Origin of the sequence: Flavonifractor sp. An9, assembly GCF_002161245.1 — a bacterium.
In the GTDB taxonomy this organism is placed as follows: domain Bacteria; phylum Bacillota; class Clostridia; order Oscillospirales; family Oscillospiraceae; genus Flavonifractor; species Flavonifractor avicola.
In genome coordinates this window covers 31908-49000 of record NZ_NFHC01000018.1, presented here as the reverse complement: position 1 = coordinate 49000, position 17093 = coordinate 31908, and the positions used below count along the sequence as shown (strand labels likewise).

Below are 17093 nucleotides of genomic sequence, written 5' to 3'. Positions count from 1 at the left end.
CACGCCTCTGCAGAGGGCGGGGAGGGGTACGGATGCCACCCCGCCATCAAAAGGGCGACACAGGGCGGCACAGGGGCAACAACGGGGAGAAACGCAGGAGCCGCCCTCGATGGGCGGCCCCCACCAGCTACAGCTGATGCCCCTGCTCCATGGACGGTTCCTCTGAGCACAGCTCCTGCCGGTATTTCTCCAGGGACATCCCGGTCTGGGCCTGGCAATAGTCCTCCATTTTCTCCCGGAGCTGTTCCCGCTCCGGGGCGGTCAGATGATAGGAAAACTCGAACTCATGGCCGTCGCTGCAGACGAGTACGACCGTCAGAGCTTTCTCCGGTTCTCCGGCCTCCAAATCAAAATTGGCGTAGACATTGAGCCAATCGTCGTTGGACTCCGAGGCTACATGGGTCCCGAACACTGCGTCTGGGTCGAAGGTAACGGGGATATAAAAGTTCAGCTTGCCGCAGCATTCCATGGGTTCTTCCTCGAAGGAAACCGCGGACATGTCCAGTCGTCGGGTCCCACCATCCAGCACAAGCGGCTCACAGCCCTCCAGCCGGTACCGTTCCGCATAGAGTCCGTTCAGGGTTTGTCCATACCGATTCTGACAGTGAGTCTCCAGCTCTGTCCGAAGAAGTTCCTGTTCCTCTGGGGTGAGGTCATAGCGGAAAGACTTCTCCCATGCGCCGTCTTTTCGGTGCAGCGTGAGATCCAAGTGATCCCGCACCTCCTGTCGGGCCACGTCGTAGCTGACGTAGATGTCGAGCCAGCTGCCGGTCTTGGCGCATTTTGCCTCTGGACCGAACACCTCCATCTGCACCGTGTCGCTGGAGCAGTCCACCTGAAAATCCAGCAGCCGCCCCATACGGTTGGCTGGCTCTGTGAACAGAAGGTCTCCCGGCTGGAGGTCCCGCAGAGCCTTCAGAGGGGCGCCGAGATCCCGGTCAGTCAGCTCTTTTCCCTCCAGCCGGGACACAAATTTCCGCCAACGCTCCTCCTGAGAGCTGTGCTCCTTGCGGAACGCTTGGTAGGCAGCGGCGCTCACATCCTGGAACCGATAGCTTTTCCAGCCGTCCAGAATGTGGGTGGCGGAGAACACCTGTCTGTCAAAATCCAACTCAAACACGCCGGCGACCCGGCGGGAATTATCCACCCGCGCCAGAGTCAATTCCTCAAACCGGCTCAGAGAAATATCGTATCCGCCGTTGATTTTTCGGGCAAAGTCATCAGCCCCGCCCGCTTTCTCCAGAAGATGCTTGCGCAGGAGTCTGGCCGTATCCAAAAAATCCTTTGGGTACTCGGTCGCCAGGCATCGGCTTTTTCCGTTCTCCCAAAGGCGGAAGGCGGAGAAGACCTTCCGAGCCTCCCGTTCCCGCTGGGTCTCCAAAGCCTCCTTCTGAATGTCGGACTCGATCTCCCGAACCTGATCCGGCGGTACCATCTCCCGGTACAAGTCCAAGAGATATTCTTGCAAATGCTGTTCGATATTGGAGCCTTGTTCCTCCAGCACTACCTCCAGTGCGTCCCAGCGGCGCTCGTCCAGCCACACTTCAGCAGAGATAGAATTCGCCATTACTCACCCTCCTTGCCCGCATCCGGGCCAGCAGGTTTGGTGATCCGATTGGGCCGGGGCCGGGATCGGTCCTCTGGATCATCCATGCTCTCGATGTATTCTCTGGTCTGGGATGGCACATATCTTTTATAAAGTTTGGCCATAAATTCGCCCAGCTCCGCCTCCAGGGAGGTCTCATTCTTTCCCATATAGAACTGGATCGCTCTGAGTTTTTCCTGTTCAACAGCGACTGAGATCGTTGTTTTTTTCATTTTGTCATCCTCCTGACGTCGATAAATAATATCTTGGATTTGTCCGCTCCCCGTTGGCACGCACCTCGAAGTGGAGGTGGGGCCCTGTGGACCGCCCGGTGGAACCGGAGAGAGAAATGATGTCTCCGGCCTCTACCGTCTGACCCACCTGGGCCAGCAGTTGTGAGTTGTGGCCATACAAGGTGGAGAGACCATTCCCGTGGTCGATCATCACATAGTAGCCGTAGCTGCTATTGTACTGGGACACAGTGACGGTGCCGGGCAGTGCGGCCCGGATGGGCGTGCCCGTAGGCACCGCCAGATCCATGCCGGTGTGCCCCCTGGTCTCGCCGGTAAACGGGTCGCTGCGGTATCCGAACTCCGAGGTCACCACCGACTCCCAGCCAGCCCCGATGGGGGAGCAGAACCCGTCCACCCCAATAAACGGCACGTCCGCTCCGGGAAACCAGCCGCCGCTGGATCCGCCGGGGGAGCCGTAGACGATTAGGTTGTAGATGTTGTCGGCGTTTGCCTGGTGGCTTGGAGTGGCCGTGACTCCCGTCGCCTCGCCGATCCGCTCATAGATTTGGGACAGGTCATCCACCAAGTGCGGGATCTGATAGGTCTCCTCGACTTCCACCTCGTTGCCCTCTTGGTCTGTGTCAATGACCGTCCGGATCCCCTCGGTGTAGGTCACAAAGCAGTCCACAAAGGACTGGAGCCCCACCTCGTCCGGCTGCTGGGCGCCGAAATACAGAACATAAAAAATGGCCTTGACCCGGTTGGCGTCAAGGCTTTCCCCATCTTCCAGCAAGCTGTTGATCTCCTCCACCATGCTGTCCAGCATACTAAAACTTTCCCGCATCTCCAAAATAAACTGCCGGTACTCCGGGGTGGCGCTGGCGGAGATGGTCCCGCCGTGGAAGCACAGCTCCACGGTGGACACGTTGTGCTGAGAAGTGGAGGAGAATATAGAGCAGATCAGGGCCACGACCAAGATGATGGGGGAAAGGATGGCCACCAGCACCCAGCCGATCTTCTTCCGAGTGCTCTCGTCTGTCAGAGCAAGAATGGCCGCTTTGATCGCGGCCACGGCAGTTGCGCTCATGCGGTATCATCACCTCCTTGATCTCCGTGCTGCGACTACCGTCCTCCCGCTGTTCCGAACAGTTTTTCCTTATAAGGCGGGGCGTGAACTTCCAATAGGTATCGCTCATTGCCGCACTTGTAGAGGCAGACACCCCGCTGGGGATATCGGATCAGCTCGAACTCCGAAGGCTCCAGCTGAAGGTTGTCCATATAAAACCGCTTATCCACACTGCCGGCGTTGAACAGGAACTGATGGGTGGGGATAGCGAAGAGGGGGCGAGTCAGCTCCCGGATGCCCGGTTGGTCGAAGTCCTCCAGATTTTGCGACGCCAGAATCAGGGCGGACTCCTTTTTGCGGACACGCTTCAGGCTGTTGCGGATATACTCCACGGCGGTGAGATTGCTCAGCCAGATGTACAGCTCGTCCAGCGTGGCCACGGTGTTCCCCTCGGTGAGCAGCTTGTCGCTGAAGAAAGAGAGCACGTTAAACAGCATGGCGTTCTTCACACTGCTGTTGGCCTGGAGCAGCCCCTTCACGCCGAAGACCAGGAAACGGAAGCTGGTGATATTTGTCGGCCCGTTGAAGAACTTGCTCTCTGCCCCCCGGCACATGGAGTGGAGGCCCAGCAGGATCTCCCGCAGCAGTTCTTTGGGGTATAGCGGGTTTTCCTCCCGGTCGTAGTGCTGGTATGCGTCCTCGATGACGTCATAGAGGTCGGAGAGGATGGGATAGTCCGTTGGTGTCAGGGTGGAGAAGTCCGTGTGGTCGTTCAGCCCAAAGCTCCGGTACAGCCGCTCCAGCATCAGCTCGATGGTGTCGATGTGCCGGTCCGCGAAATCCTTGTAGGAGCGGAAAAAGTCTTTCAGGAAGGAGATGTGCTGGCTCAGGCGGGTCTTCTGGCGGAAGGCAAGGGGGGTGTCCGGCTCCGGTTCCCCCTCGCCGCCCACATCCCACACCTTGGGCTCCAGGGGATTGATGCGGTACTGGCCGCTCATCAGGTCGATGAAGCATCCGCCCAGGTGGGAACAGAGATCAATGAGCTCATGCTCCGGGTCCAGGCAGATGGCGGACTTCCCGGCCTCCAGGATGCTGCACAGCAGGAGTTTCAGGAGATAGCTCTTGCCCTGGCCAGAGTTGCCCAGGATGAGGGCGCTGGCGGTGGTCTTGTCCTCCGCCCGCCGGTCCAGATCCACGATGATGTTGGAGCCGTAGCGGTCCCGCCCAATGTAGAATCCGTGGGGATCGGTCTTGCCGGAGTAGTTGAAGGGGTATAGATTGGCCACCGAGCTGGCGGGCATGACACGCTCATACTGGCTCCTGAAAGTGTTGCGGCCCATGGGGTTGGATGAGAGGAATCCGTCCTGTTGGCGCAGCAGGAGCTGGTCGGTCCCCAGCTTGCTCCGCACCAGCTCCGCCGTCACCTCCTCCCGGAGCCGGCGCAGGCTCTCCGGGTCACGGGCTGCCAGGTCGATGTACACCGCGCAGTGTACCAGAGGCTCCCGGTTCTTCCGCATGGCGGCGATGAGCTCCGCCACATCCTGGAGGTTGCCCTCGGCGGTGACGGCCGCTTTCATGCTGTTGGTGCTGCTCCGGGCCATGCGGTTCTTGTTCTCCGCGTTGTGGAGGATGCCATTTTCCTCGGCGGCGGTCACCTGTCTGGTATAGATGCTCAGGGTGACGCCGCTTTTCTCCCCCAGATGGCGGAGCAGGGCCAGCTCCTCCGTGGTGGCGGGGTAGCTACGCAGGGCCAGGGTGCAGTGGTACATGCTGCCACAGATATAGTGATCCGTGTTGAACTTCACGGCAGCGGGGGCGATAAGGTCCAGGAAATCCTTGGGCCGTGTCTCCTGAACCCGCGGCTCTGTTTTGTTCTTCTTTTTCTTCTGTATTTTCTTAGGCATTTTCCATCACCCACCTCTCTCCGTCGCAGTTCTCAAACCATTCCGTGGTCACGTCCTGCTGATAATATACCGCCAGCAGGCGCTTGACGTCCTGCTCCGAGGCAAGACGTGCATGGAATCCCAGATCCCGCAGGGCCTGCTCCATCTGCCGCAGGCGGCTGATGTCCTCGCCGGACTCCTGCTGATCCAGGCGATAGACCAGGGCAAACTCCCGGGCCGAGGCGGTGGCGGCCTGGATCTCGTCCAGGTGGGCGGCGTCCTGCCGCAGGAGTTCCCGGATAGCCGGGAGCTCCTCTGTCTCCAGCCGCTGGCGGTACCAGTCCTTGTTGCGCTGGAAGGACTCACGGGAGTCCAGGGCCAGCAGGCGAACCTCCTGGGTGCCGCACAGGAGATCCGTCAGATTTTTGACCCGGCTGCGGATTCCCTCGCCGGACAGGACGGACAGATTATCCGGCTTGACCATAAAAAAGACCAGCTCCCCGCCGGCGGTTTTGGCGCCGTGGTCGGTGAGCTGGCGGATCCCCATGAGTTGCCGAGAGGTTTGCCTCTGCCGCAGTTCCTTCTTCTGTTGTCTATTCAATGGTTTCCCCCCATTCGTAATACTGCTGTTTCAATATCAAAAAGCATACAGCATAGCGAAGGAAGTCCAGGATACTGGAGCCCTCCAGCCGGATGCTCAGAAAGGCATAGAGGACGGTGACCACCAAGGGGAGCAGGATACCTGTCTGGGCAATGGCCAAGACAGAGAAGAGAAACCCCACCCCGATGATGGCCACGTCCCGCAGCTCCCACAGCCACAGGGTGGCTTTGGCCTTCAGATTGTCTGGATAGATAAACATAGATGACCTCATTTCTATCTGAAAAAGCATACGCCGCCGGAGGACCGGCGGCGCGTCTTTGTGCTATTATTCTGTTTGATCCGTCTCCTGCGGTTCCGGTTCAGAGCCGGACGCCTCATCTGCGTCTCGCTCCTCCGCCAAGGCACTCTGGATACAGCCCAGGAAGAATTCCTTTTGTTTGAAGTTGTTCCGCTGGAGATAGGCTTTGAACTCCTCAAACAGCTCCACCGGCACCTGGAAGGCGATTGTTTTCGTATTAAGATTCATGTTCTGGTACCCCTCTTTCATTTGATAAAATTCTATGATGAGTTGGGTCATGTACTCGCTCAGGGTCTGGCCGGACGCCTCCTGCTCCTGTCGGACACGGCTGTGCAGGCTGATAGGTATTTGCGCACAGAGGTTTCGTTTTTCTTCCGCCATGGTGACTCCCCCTTTCTGGATGGCAAGGCAAGTATATCGAAAGCTCTATGGAATAGCTATTCACAGAAAGCAACAAAGAAATTGTGTAAACGCAAGCGTAATGGACAAGCCCCACCGCAAAACTTTTGGTGGCTATCCGCCGGCAGGTCAGGTATAATCAGGGTATCATTTTAAGGGGAGGCGGAGGATATGGTGCGGTGCCGCTGGGCAGATCCCAATTCAGAGATCTATCTTGCTTACCACGACAGAGAGTGGGGCCGTCCGGAGCATGATGACCGAAAACTCTTTGAGATGCTGACCCTGGAAGGGTTCCAGGCGGGCCTCTCCTGGCTCACCATTTTGAAAAAACGGGAGGCGTTTCGTACCGCCTTTGACAGCTTTGAACCGGCAGTGGTGGCCGGATACGGCCCAGAGAAGGTGGAGGCTCTGATGGCCGACGCCGGGATTGTCCGCAACCGGGCCAAGATCCAGGCCGCCATCCAAAATGCTGGGGTGTTCCTTGCCATCCAGAAGGAGTTTGGCTCTTTTGACCGCTATCTCTGGGGCTTTACGGATGGGAAAGTCATTTTGAATACGGATGATGTTTTTCACACCAGTACCGATCTGTCCGACAAAATCTCCAAGGATCTGAAACGCCGGGGGATGAAGTTCGTGGGAACGACCATCATTTATTCCTTCCTCCAAGCGGTGGGCGTGGTGAATGACCATGAGCTGGCCTGTTTCTGCCATCCCAGTCACGCAGAGTAGCCTGCGGCAATGATAACGCCCTGCATGATGAATTCCACACACGGAATGGCCACGCTGTTTCCTAAAGCCCGATACCGGGCGGAGTCAGAGGCGCCAGGGAGATCCGTCCACCCATCCGGAAAACCTTGGAGGCGTTCACACTCCAGCGGCGTGAGGCGGCGGATCAGCTGAGGCGGTCCTGTTCCTGCGGCCTGATGGATCAGGTCTGTCGCGTCCTTGTACTGGCGCGCACTCTCTGTGGATGCCACATCACTGGGAGAAAACTTGTCTGCACGCTGCCGGGAAAATACCGCATGGTGATCCGTGGCGGTCAGGGTGTAGGAGACGTCCTCCTGATAGCCGATCCCGTTGCCGCCGTTTTGGGGCTGGCGGTCAATGGCATTGCCGGTGATGCAGAAAGTCTCCGCTGGATCCTGTTCCACTAAGGGCAGGTTATTCCCGCCGGTACCGGCACGGGCAGACAGTGTGGGCACCACGGGGTGCGGCCCGGTGTACCGGGCGTCGATACCGTGGTTTTCGTAGACAAGGGGCTGATTGTTTCCGCCCTCCCCAAAGCTGGCGGATATAGTCTGGGCACAGTCCACAGGTCCACAAAAGCGGGTATCCTGGCCGTGGTTGTCAAAGACAAGCGGCTGGTGTCCGTGCTCCTGGGCCCGCAGGGTGCCGGACACGTCCTCTGAACAATCCATGACGCTTCCGCCCTGGTCGTTGAGGCAGAGGATGGAGGGCATACAGTTGCCGCTGGCGCTGCCCTTCAGCGTTGGGGCTATCTGCTCTGAATAAGCGATGCTGCCGGCGCTTGCCCCTGCCCCTGCGGAAAACCCAGCTACAAAGGTCTGCTGTTTCATCCCTGGCTGGGCGCTGAGGGCTCCGGCCACATCATGGAGGTCGCGCACCTCGTCTCTTTGATTTGCGGCAAAAGCAACAGCGAGTTCTCCAGGGGTAAATTCCAGTTTCTTAACCTGTCTGGCTAATCCCGCCTGTGCCGTCAGTGCCGCCTTCAACTGGTGCGGCAACTCTTTGCCGCGCTCCTTCGCCCGGCGCAGGATCCCCAGGCAGGCCGTCTGCGACAGGTAATATTTTTGTGCCGGAGTGGGCTCCAGAATATCAGACAGGGATGTGCGAACCGGCTCACGAGGCGCGGGGCCGGTATTGAGGAACAGCTCCCCCTCCCGATAGGGGGAGCGAAGTTCCCAATAGTGACTGCCGAACAGATCCACATGGCCGCAAGACAGGTCTAAAACCAAATACGGGATCGCGGCCAGCTCTGACGCCGGTTTTGCCGGCGCCTTTCTCTTGAGAGACGGTACAGCCGGGACACGCTCCTCTTGATCAGCCAGTCCGGGCAAAGTCAACTGCTCCTCTGATCCAAGGTGATACTTCACACCAAAATCATCTCCTCCTTTTCCGGCGTTCTCTCCGTCCCATTCGAGCTGTTAAGGAGATCGAACAGGATCTTCGGCGCGGTCATTCCCGCAAAATCAGCGATCAAATAAATGCGCTTACGCCGCTGTGCGACGCCCCAGAACTGTGCGTCCAGACAGCGCCAAGCCAGTGAGAAGGCACCCTCCACCCGGATCTCTCCCGCGTCATGCCATGGATAGGGAAATGGCCTGGGGATCGTTGCGCTTCCGTCATAGACCCGCAGGATCTCCTCCAGCACGATGCGAAAATCCTCACCTTTTGGTGATCCGCTGCTGAAAGCACCAGGCACGTTCTCCCATGCCATATACCGGGGGCGGATCTGTACTCCGGTGCGGCCGCGTTCCCGCTCTGCCGTGCGCATCTCCTTGATGATGCGGATCTGCTCCATAAAAAGGCCGGAGCGGGCGCCGGATAATCCGGCCCTCGCTCCGGCGACAGAGAGATCTTGACATGGGCTGCCTCCGCAGATGATATCCACGGGGAACAGCAATTTCCCGCTCAGCTTGGTGATATCCCCCTTGTGGGCCATACTGGGGAAACGCCGTAGGGTGACTTCTATTGGAAATGCCTCGATCTCGCTTGCCCAGACGGTGTTGATGCCGAAACGGGCAGCGGCCAGGGGAAAACCGCCGATACCGTCAAACAGGCTCCCCATGGTCATCGCCGTCGTAAGCTCCACATTGCTCATTTTGATGCCACCGCCTGCACGATTGTCCTGGTGGTGTTGACGGCGGCCTGAGCGGTATAGACTGCGCTCATGATATTGGCCCTGGTGGTAGTGTCCAGACCGAATGTGCCTGCGATTCGGGGCACCTCATTGGCAGAGAGCATGAGACCCAGACCCAGCAAGGCGTGGTCTTTGAACACCATAAGGCCCGCCACCAAAATTGTGGATTGCAGGAAGGCGGTCAGGCACAGGCCGATGACCTGCTTGATCCACTGGATAAAGCCATCTGTGTAGCCTCTGGGGATGCTGAACATGTACAGGCTCCCCACGGCAATCTGAATGAGCAGGATGCCGCCCCGCTTGAGATTGGAGAAGAACACCTTGATCACCGCATAGGCCATGAGAATGACGCAGAAGATGATCATGATGGGACTGGTAATGACGCCCAATCCGAAGCCCCCCGCGGCGCCTGTCATCTCTGTAACACTCTCCACTCCGTTGAGATCCTCGATGATCTGCTGGCCCACCGTCCCGATGCTGGACCCATAGCCGGTGAGCCCGGAGGCAAAGGTCCCCTGTAGGGTCACCGACAGGGAGTAGAGCCGCACCGGGACGGTGGTAAACAGGCATACCGACAGAAACCCTTTCAGAATGTTCAGGGCGGTGTCCTTGATATTGGCCCGGCCAGTGGTATAGTCGATCCCACATTCAAAAATACAAACCACCAGACTCACGCCGAACAGGGCCCAGCCCAACTGGGAGAAAAACAAGACGATGGCCTGCACCCAGTCCAGGTCGAAAAGCTCCACGCCCATGTTGCCCATCTCGGCAAAGAAGTTTCCAAGAAAGCCTACCACCTGGCCATAAAACCAGTCGATGAGGTTGTCCATAACAGTGGACGCCACAAAATCAAGAATAAAGATAGCGCCTCACCCCATTTCCATGCCGCAGGTCTCTGTGAGCGGGGTGGAAAGGGGCAGCGCAAGGATTTCTCTCTCCGTTTTGAAACCGGGACAGAATCTCCTGAGACTCTGCGCTCTCGGCATTCGTGACCACACATCCGAAGGTCTCGATGCAGTCCATAATTTGTTCCATAGAGCTGCCCGACGCAACCAGCCTTGCCACAGCGCGCAGCTCCGAGGGGTAGAAGAGATACCGTTCCCCGTGGTTGAATATGCTTTGTGCAATATCCTCCCCGTAGTCCCGCCTAACCAATGCCAGATTCACATAGAAGGCATCATAGAAATGCCCAGCCCCGTCAGATAGTTCAATCGCCAGCTCATCCGGCTCCTCGGCATATGTGGTGACGGTTGCCAGGGCAATTTCGGAGGAGCCAGGCAGCAATTCTCGGATCCGAGTTTCAAATTCTTCTCTCTGCATGGCATCCTCCCTTAAATCCCGATGATGCCCCAGATGTAGTTGGGGGCCAGCAGGACGAAGACCAGGCAGACAAACAAAATAACGGGCCCTGCCCATTCGAACTGGCCGTGCTTGCGGTAATCAAAGTACGCCATGGCAAGTTTAGCGAAGAAGGCGATAGCCAGCACCATGCTCAAAGCGGGAAAGACCACATTGTCCACCACGGTCTTGATCTGGCTGGAGGCGTCCGTCCAGGTCTGTTCCACCGCGCCGGCTACATCCCCGCCCGCAGCAAAAGCAGGTACGCAGAGACACAAGGCCAGGGCGAGAACAACGAGAAACATCTGAAAAATACGCTTGCGCTTCATAATTGTTTTCCTCCTGTTGAAAAGAATGGAAGGCCGTCCTATGAGACGCCCTTCCTGGTCGTGTGATATAGATGCCTAAATGCCGCTTAGCAGCCGGGGAGTTCGAAGACCACCTGGCCGTAAAACGAGTCGATGAAGTTACTCATGATGGTAGATGCCACAAAATTCCCAGGACAAAGATAGAACCTCACCCCATTTCCATACTTTGCTCTTGCGGGGGCGGATCAGGCAGACACAAGTCTCCAAAAGTTTTCGCCTTATTTTGAAAAAGCCATAGGAGCGCCTCAGATTCCATTTCCTCCTCCGGCGTATACTCACAGAAGGGTTCCTCGCCTCCATGCTCGATCATGTGATTCGCAATTTCGGGGATTTTCCACCCATCCGCAATCAGTCTGGCCGCGCCTCTGAGCTCGAACGGGTTGAAGGTATAGGTTTCCGCATAATTAAAGAGGTCTGTTGCGATAGCTTCACCATGATCCCGTTTGACCAGGGCCAGATCCACATACAGAGAATCATAAAAAGTGGAACGGCCCATTGTCTCCTCGACTTCCGGATCCTCTGCCAGTTGGGTGTAGCCTTCCAGAGCGGTTTCGGACACCTGGGGAAGCAGGAGGCGAACCCGAAAATCAAATTCTTCTTTCCGCATGCTCTTTTCTCCCCAAATTCCGATGATGTCTCAGACATAATCGGTGGCCGGCACTATGCTCAGGGCGGGAACGGCAATATTTGCGCTTCATGATTGTTATCCTCCCATTGAAAGGAATGGAGGGCCGTCCCGTGGGACGGCCCTCTGGATCATGTGATAGGGATACTGTTTAGTAGCCAGTGCGAGGCAGGGGCTCCGCGGGCTTGTAGACCTTGGTCACCCAGCGGGAGGTGGCCATGATCCACTGACCGTTGTAGATGCCGCCCACGTCCGCCTGGTTGACGAACTGGGTGCCTCCAGTGAGCCAGGAGACCACATTGCAGTACACCTGCGGGGCCTCTACCTGCCGGAAGTTGGCGGGTACCACCCCAAACACTACCATGAACTCGGTGATGACCTCATTGGAGGCCAGCCCCAGAGCGGCGGGAGAGGCATCCAGCACATAGTTCTGCTGGGTGCTCAGGTTGTCGTACATGGTCCGGTAGTTGGGATTCAGATTGGTCTTATAGACCACCTTGTAGTTTCCAGGAACGTTATAGGTGCCGGTGACGATCTTGTCCAGCCGCACCGCCTGGGTAGGCAGGGTGTCGCGCCAGTAGAAGGAGGTCAGACTTGTGGTGGAGTTGTTGCCGATGCCGCTGAAATCATAGCGGATCTGCTGGCCGGGCATGACCTCCACATAGCCAGTCTTCTTGATGGAGACATTGGTGTAGAGGCTCTTGTTGGTCATGGCCGCCTTGACGATCTGGCCGGCGTACTCGATCTCCACCTCGATGGGCGTCTGATCCAGGCCGTAAAAGTCCGCTGCCTTGGATTCCACGACCTTGTACCGGCCCAGAGGCAGAGGCCGGGAGGAGGCAACGCCGTTCTTGTCTGTCTTGATGGTATCCACCAAGTTGCCGGTTCGGGCGTTGTAGATTTCGAACTCCGTGTTGGGAATGGGCGTTCCAGCGGGCCAGCCGTTCATGGAGTTGTAGTCCGCGCTGGTTTTGGTGATCTGAATCTGGCCGGTGATGGCGGTATTCTCCCAGACAATCTCCGTGGTGGTGCCGTCCGTGACATAGACGGTCTTGAGCTGCTCATCCACGATGTAGCCTTCATTCTCCAGCTCCCGCAGGTAGTAGCGGCCGGAGCTGGGCAGGTCGTCGATGTAGACATAGCCGCGATCATCCGAGGTGTACTGGCCGATGGGGTTCTTATTGCTGTCATAGAGGAGGAAGGTCACACCGTAGATGCCCTCACGGGTGTCCGCGTCGACCTTGTGGATCAGGATGCCGCTGAAGGCCTTGTTGGTCACCGTCAGGGAGACGGTCTTGCCGTCCTCCACCTCGAAATAGTGGGGTGTGGGATCCACCTGGAAGCCCTCTGCCGCCTCGGTCTCCACGGCGTAGTAGGCTCCATCCTCCAGAGAGACAAAGACGCGGCCATCCTTGCCGGTGGTAACGGTGTCGATGAGTTCATCGTCCACCTTGCGGATCTCAAAAGTGGTGTTGGGGATGCGTTCTGTTCGATCTGCCTCGTTGACCTTGATGATCTCCACGCCTCCGATGGGCTGGTTGTAGAAGGTCAACGTCTGGGTGTCCGCGGGGTTGACGACGACGGTCTGACTCTGGCCAGCCGGGTCGATAGTGTATCCAGGGATCGTCTGGGTCTCTTTGACCACGATGGTGCCGGTGACGCCGGAAATCATGATCTCACCATTTTCATTGGTCTTGTAGAGGCCCTTGCTGGACAGGTGGCCGTTGGCGTCGTCTACATAGCCGCCCTCGGCGTAGGTCAGTTCAAACTCCACGCCGGCAAGAGGCTCATGGGTCACAGAGTCCAGTTTCCGGATCACAAGGGTTCCCTTTGCCTCATTATAAAAGCGCAAAGTCTGTACCTCGCCCGCCTTGATCTCAATGGACTTGGGGGCTGTGTCCAGGACGTAGCCCTCCAGGGCCTTGACCTCTCGCGCGGTGACAGTAGTGCCCGGCTCCAGATCCGTGATGACGATGCGGCCGTTCTCGTCGGTGATGTACTCGCCGTTGGAGGGGCCCACCACCGCGCCGCTGGAATCGGTCACCAGGAAAGTCACACCCTCCAAGGGCGTGGTGGTGCCCTCGATATACTTTTCAATGATCAGGGTGGTGCTGGGGGTGTTGTAGAAGGTCAGCGTCTGCGTGTCGTTGGGGTTGACCTGGACTGTCTGGGTCTGGGTAGCGGGGTCAATGGAATATCCGGGGATGGTGGCTGTTTCAGTGACCACCAAGGTACCTACCACTCCATCGATCTGGATCTTGCCATCCTTGTCGGTCTTATAGAGGCCGTTACTGGAGATGTAGCCGTTTTCGTCGGGTACATACTCGCCGGTGCTGGTGGTCACTTTGAAGGTGACCCCCTCCAGGGGCTCTCCCGTCAGGGAATCCCGCTTATCGATGACCAAGGACCCGGCCTTGGAGTTGGTGATGACCACCGTCTGGGTGTCGCCGCCCTCCCCGATGACCACATTGGTGGATGCCTGATCCATGACGTACCCCTGGGGGGCCTTGATTTCAGAAATGACATATGCGCCGGGTGCCAGATTGGTGATGTGGATCTCGCCTGCGGAATTGGTGATGAAAATGCCATTCTGCGTGAGGGTGGAGTCACCGATGACGCCGTCCAGCCCAACCTCGCAGCCGGCGGCTGTCGTTACTCTGAACTCTGCACCAGCAAGAGGCTGACCCGTGGCGCTGTCCCGCTTCTGGATGATCAGCTCACCTTTGGGCTGGTTCTTGAAAGTTAGGCTGACCGTTCTGCCCTCTTTGATCTGCACTGTCTGAGACTGGGTATCAATGAGGAATCCCGGAGGGGCCTGGGTCTCCGTCACCACCACGCTCTTTCCGGGCTGGAGACCCTCGATCAAGATCTCGCCGTTTTCGTCCGTCCGGTAGACGCCATTGGAGTCCCCAATGAGGGTACCGTCCGCATATACGATTTTAAATTCCGCATTGGGCAGGGTCACGCTGGGATTGGTGGCGCAGACCTTGCGGATCAGCAGGTTTCCGTCCGGCATATTCTCGAAGCGCACTGTAATGACCGACTGCTCACCGCTGTCCGCCAAATAGACGATCTCGGAGCTCTGGATGATGCTGTATCCGTCTGCCGGGTCTACCTCCTCCAGAATATAGGTGCCCGCGGTGAGGCCGGTCCAGATGGCGGTGCCGTTTTTTCCGGTCACTTTCTGACCAATGATGGTACCGCCTGTTCCGCTGGTGCCGCCAAGGAACCTCAATTGGAAGGTAGCTCCGGCCAGGGCTTCGCCGGTGACGCTGTCATATTTCTCCACAATGATGGCATTGAGCGGCACATTTTCAAATTGCACCGTCTTGCTCTCGCCGCCGTGGAGGATAACTGTCTGCTTGGTGGGTTCCTTGAGCTGGAATCCAGGGGCGGGCGCCACCTCCTCGATGGTGAACTCACCGGGGTACAAACGCTGGCCCTGCTCATGGAGCTTGATCTCGCCGCTGGCATCGGTGGTGATCTCGCCGAAGTCGTAGGACTCAGGTGCGTCGGCAGCCTCGCCGGTGGAGGTGTAGGTCACATGGAAACGCGCCCCCTCCACAGGAGCGCCGGCGACAGAGTCCACCTTGTAGATGGTCAGCTCCGGGGCTTTGTGGTTTTCAAAGACCAGCTTTTTCTCATCCCCTGCATTCAGGGAGATGGTCTGCTCCCGGTCCGCGTCCTTGTCCGGCAGATAATAAGGGGCCGGGACAGACAGCTCTGTGACCCGGAAGGTGCCGGGAGCCACTCGCAGGGTGACGGTGCCATCCTGCCCGGTGGTCACGGTGTTTAGGTAGTCGCTGTCCACACCCTCGATGCGGAACACGGTGCCGGGGATAGGGGTGGTGGAGTCCGCGGCATCCACTTTGGCGATGGTGAGCTGGGGCTGCTTCAGATTGTCGAAGATGAGCTGCTGATCATCACCAGGGCCCAGCCAGATGGTTTGGGTCGGCTCTGCTGCCACCACATAAGGGTCTGGGACGGATACCTCGGTCACCTCATAGCTGTCCACAGGAAGGCCGGTGAGGGTAGCTGTCCCGTCCGGCCCAGTGGTCACGTCCGTGTGGTAGCCATGGTGGATGCCCTTCACCTCGAACACCGCGCCGGGAACCACTTCCCCGGTCTGCCCGTCCCGCTTGAGGATGGTAAGATTGGGGAGCTCGTGGTCCACCGCGGTGACGGAGATCGTGCCGCCGCCGTCAATATCCGCCTGATCCACATGGACGACCACCGGCTCCGTCAGCCGGGCAAAAGGCGCAGGGACAGAGACCTCTACGAAGGCATACAGGCCCTCAGTGATGCCGGTGACGGTGATGATGCCGGAGGCGTCCGTGGCCTCCGATCCGATGATCTGGCCGTCCTTCAGGATATTGAAGACAGCACCCTCGATGGGGCTGTCCGAATCGTCCACCTTCAGCAGTTCGATCTTGACCTTGGCATCATTTTCAAAGACCAGATCCACATCGCTTTTGCCGTCCCAGTAGAACTCCTGGCGGACTTTGTTGGGATCGCTGCTGGTGGTGTAGCCAGTGGGCGGGGTGACCTCCGTTGCCACGAAGGAGCCGATGGGCATGGTGTCCCAGGGGACATCCTCCAGATAGCCGCCTGCGCCGGTGGTGTAGGTGCCGGTAAAGCTGTTATCCACACCGTCGATACGGATGACGGCGCCGGCCAGCCCCTTGGTGGGATCGTCCGCATCCACCTTGCGGATGGATCCCTCGCCGGTGATCTCGGGGGTGTCCGTGAAGGTGACCGTGACCGTTTTGCCGTTTTCATTGGGCAGGACCACATACTGGGGGCCGGGGTTGTCGATTTGGTACCCCTCCGGGGCCTCCAGTTCCGTGACGGAATAGGTATTTGCATCCAGGGGGGAGAGGGTGTAGGTCCCGTCCGCCCCGGTCACGACCTCCTTGGAGTAGGTCCCATTGGCATTCTGAATGAGAAACCGGGCGCCGGGGAGCCCCTTGCTGGGGTTGGTGGCGTCCACCTTTTTCACGGTCAGCTCATACTGCTCATGGGTGACGGTGAGATTACCGATGATGATCCCCTGGACGTCATAGGCCGGATGCTGTGTGGAGCCGGGGCCGGCGTAGGTATATTCAAAAACTTCGCAGTCGCCCCAGACGCCCTGAGCGCCCAAATCGAGAATATACTGGGCGCGGTCCCGGAGAGAGGTCCCGTCTACGACATCGTCAATGCTGGTGTAGCTGGTGTGCTCCAGATTGTTGTAGACATACATCAGCTCCTCTGCGCAGGCAGCCACGGGATCAGCGGCAAGCGTCTTCTGCTCATGGCGCCAGATGATAGCCTGCACCCAGGCGTTCATGGTCCAGGTATAGTCACTGCCCCAGACCTCATCCACACCCAGGGCATGAGCCTGGTCTGTAAAAATGCCGCGGCTGTGGGCGTAATAATACGCCATCATGGTCTTGACGGTAGGATCGCTGATGGGCTGTGGGTTATTCCACTCGTGTCCCTCCAGCGACCAGCCCATGCCGCCCCCGTGGTCGGCGCAAAAGCCTGTGACAGTATCGCCGTTGTAGTCAAATTTCATCTGGTGGAGCCAGCAGGTGTCGAGGGCTGCCGACTCATAGTGGACACCGTTATGGGTGCAGTCCTCCATGACAATGGAGTCCGGGCTGGCGGCCAGGGCCGCTCCGGGGAGCAGACCCAGGATACACACCAGCGCCAACAGCATGGAGAGGATCCGGGCAGGCAGAGAATGCGTCTGTTTCTTCATGTTCTTTTCCTTTCCTCGGAAAAGGAAGGGCCGAAGGGACAGGGCATTCCGGCAGAACACAAACAGGCCGTGG

At 58.2% G+C, this 17093-nt stretch carries 13 protein-coding genes and 2 pseudogenes; 1 reads left to right on the top strand and 14 read right to left on the bottom strand.

Features of this window, described 5'->3' with window-relative positions; all coding sequences use genetic code 11:
* Positions 1–127: 127 nt before the first annotated feature.
* The 7 genes from B5G40_RS17365 to B5G40_RS11675 all read right to left on the bottom strand — a co-directional run bounded on the left by B5G40_RS17365 (position 128) and on the right by B5G40_RS11675 (position 6047).
* The gene (locus B5G40_RS17365) at positions 128–1567 is read right to left on the bottom strand and encodes a hypothetical protein (protein WP_087399730.1); all 1440 of its coding nucleotides are present in this window, start codon (positions 1565–1567) and stop codon (positions 128–130) included.
* Entirely contained in the window at positions 1567–1818 is a 252-nt protein-coding gene (locus B5G40_RS11700) for a DUF6103 family protein (protein ID WP_087399729.1), read from the bottom strand. Before B5G40_RS11700 ends, B5G40_RS17365 begins: the two co-directional genes overlap by 1 nt.
* Positions 1819–1822: 4 nt before the next feature.
* Complete coding sequence (locus tag B5G40_RS11695; RefSeq protein ID WP_087399728.1) at positions 1823–2905, bottom strand: M23 family metallopeptidase; 1083 nt, start codon at positions 2903–2905, stop codon at positions 1823–1825.
* A 35-nt stretch (positions 2906–2940) separates the two neighbouring features.
* Positions 2941–4788: a VirB4 family type IV secretion system protein gene (locus tag B5G40_RS11690; protein ID WP_087289499.1), complete on the bottom strand. Its 1848-nt coding sequence runs from the start codon at positions 4786–4788 to the stop codon at positions 2941–2943.
* Positions 4781–5314 (bottom strand): hypothetical protein, encoded by a 534-nt coding sequence (locus B5G40_RS11685; RefSeq protein ID WP_242959415.1) that lies wholly within the window; start codon positions 5312–5314, stop codon positions 4781–4783. Before B5G40_RS11685 ends, B5G40_RS11690 begins: the two co-directional genes overlap by 8 nt.
* Before the next feature lie 46 nt (positions 5315–5360).
* Complete coding sequence (locus B5G40_RS11680) at positions 5361–5627, bottom strand: hypothetical protein (RefSeq protein ID WP_087289497.1); 267 nt, start codon at positions 5625–5627, stop codon at positions 5361–5363.
* 66 nt (positions 5628–5693) lie between these two features.
* Complete coding sequence (locus B5G40_RS11675) at positions 5694–6047, bottom strand: hypothetical protein (protein WP_087289496.1); 354 nt, start codon at positions 6045–6047, stop codon at positions 5694–5696.
* A 189-nt stretch (positions 6048–6236) separates the two neighbouring features.
* On the opposite strand from B5G40_RS11675, the gene B5G40_RS11670 reads away from it, so the two are divergent.
* The gene (locus tag B5G40_RS11670) at positions 6237–6794 is read left to right on the top strand and encodes a DNA-3-methyladenine glycosylase I (RefSeq protein WP_087289495.1); all 558 of its coding nucleotides are present in this window, start codon (positions 6237–6239) and stop codon (positions 6792–6794) included.
* Here B5G40_RS11670 and B5G40_RS11665 read toward each other — a convergent pair.
* From B5G40_RS11665 to B5G40_RS11635, 7 genes and pseudogenes are all read right to left on the bottom strand, one after another.
* Positions 6782–7720: pseudogene (locus B5G40_RS11665) on the bottom strand (DNA cytosine methyltransferase); the annotation flags it as partial. The gene B5G40_RS11670 and the pseudogene B5G40_RS11665 sit on opposite strands and share 13 nt — an antisense overlap.
* 521 nt (positions 7721–8241) lie before the next feature.
* A pseudogene (locus B5G40_RS11660) lies at positions 8242–8880 on the bottom strand (DNA cytosine methyltransferase); the annotation flags it as partial.
* 23 nt (positions 8881–8903) lie between these two features.
* The gene (locus B5G40_RS11655) at positions 8904–9809 is read right to left on the bottom strand and encodes a conjugal transfer protein TrbL family protein (protein WP_087399727.1); all 906 of its coding nucleotides are present in this window, start codon (positions 9807–9809) and stop codon (positions 8904–8906) included.
* A complete protein-coding gene (locus tag B5G40_RS11650) occupies positions 9796–10266 on the bottom strand; it encodes a hypothetical protein (RefSeq protein WP_087399726.1) in 471 nt (156 codons plus the stop codon). Before B5G40_RS11650 ends, B5G40_RS11655 begins: the two co-directional genes overlap by 14 nt.
* A gap of 11 nt (positions 10267–10277) precedes the next feature.
* Positions 10278–10613, bottom strand: a complete 336-nt coding sequence (locus B5G40_RS11645; RefSeq protein WP_087399725.1) for a DUF3852 domain-containing protein — start codon at positions 10611–10613, stop codon at positions 10278–10280.
* 187 nt (positions 10614–10800) lie between these two features.
* On the bottom strand, positions 10801–11259 hold the full coding sequence (locus B5G40_RS11640; RefSeq protein ID WP_087399724.1) for a hypothetical protein: 459 nt from the start codon (positions 11257–11259) through the stop codon (positions 10801–10803).
* Between the two features lie 169 nt (positions 11260–11428).
* Positions 11429–17020, bottom strand: a complete 5592-nt coding sequence (locus B5G40_RS11635) for a SpaA isopeptide-forming pilin-related protein (RefSeq protein ID WP_087399723.1) — start codon at positions 17018–17020, stop codon at positions 11429–11431.
* Between the last annotated feature and the right edge of the window lie 73 nt (positions 17021–17093).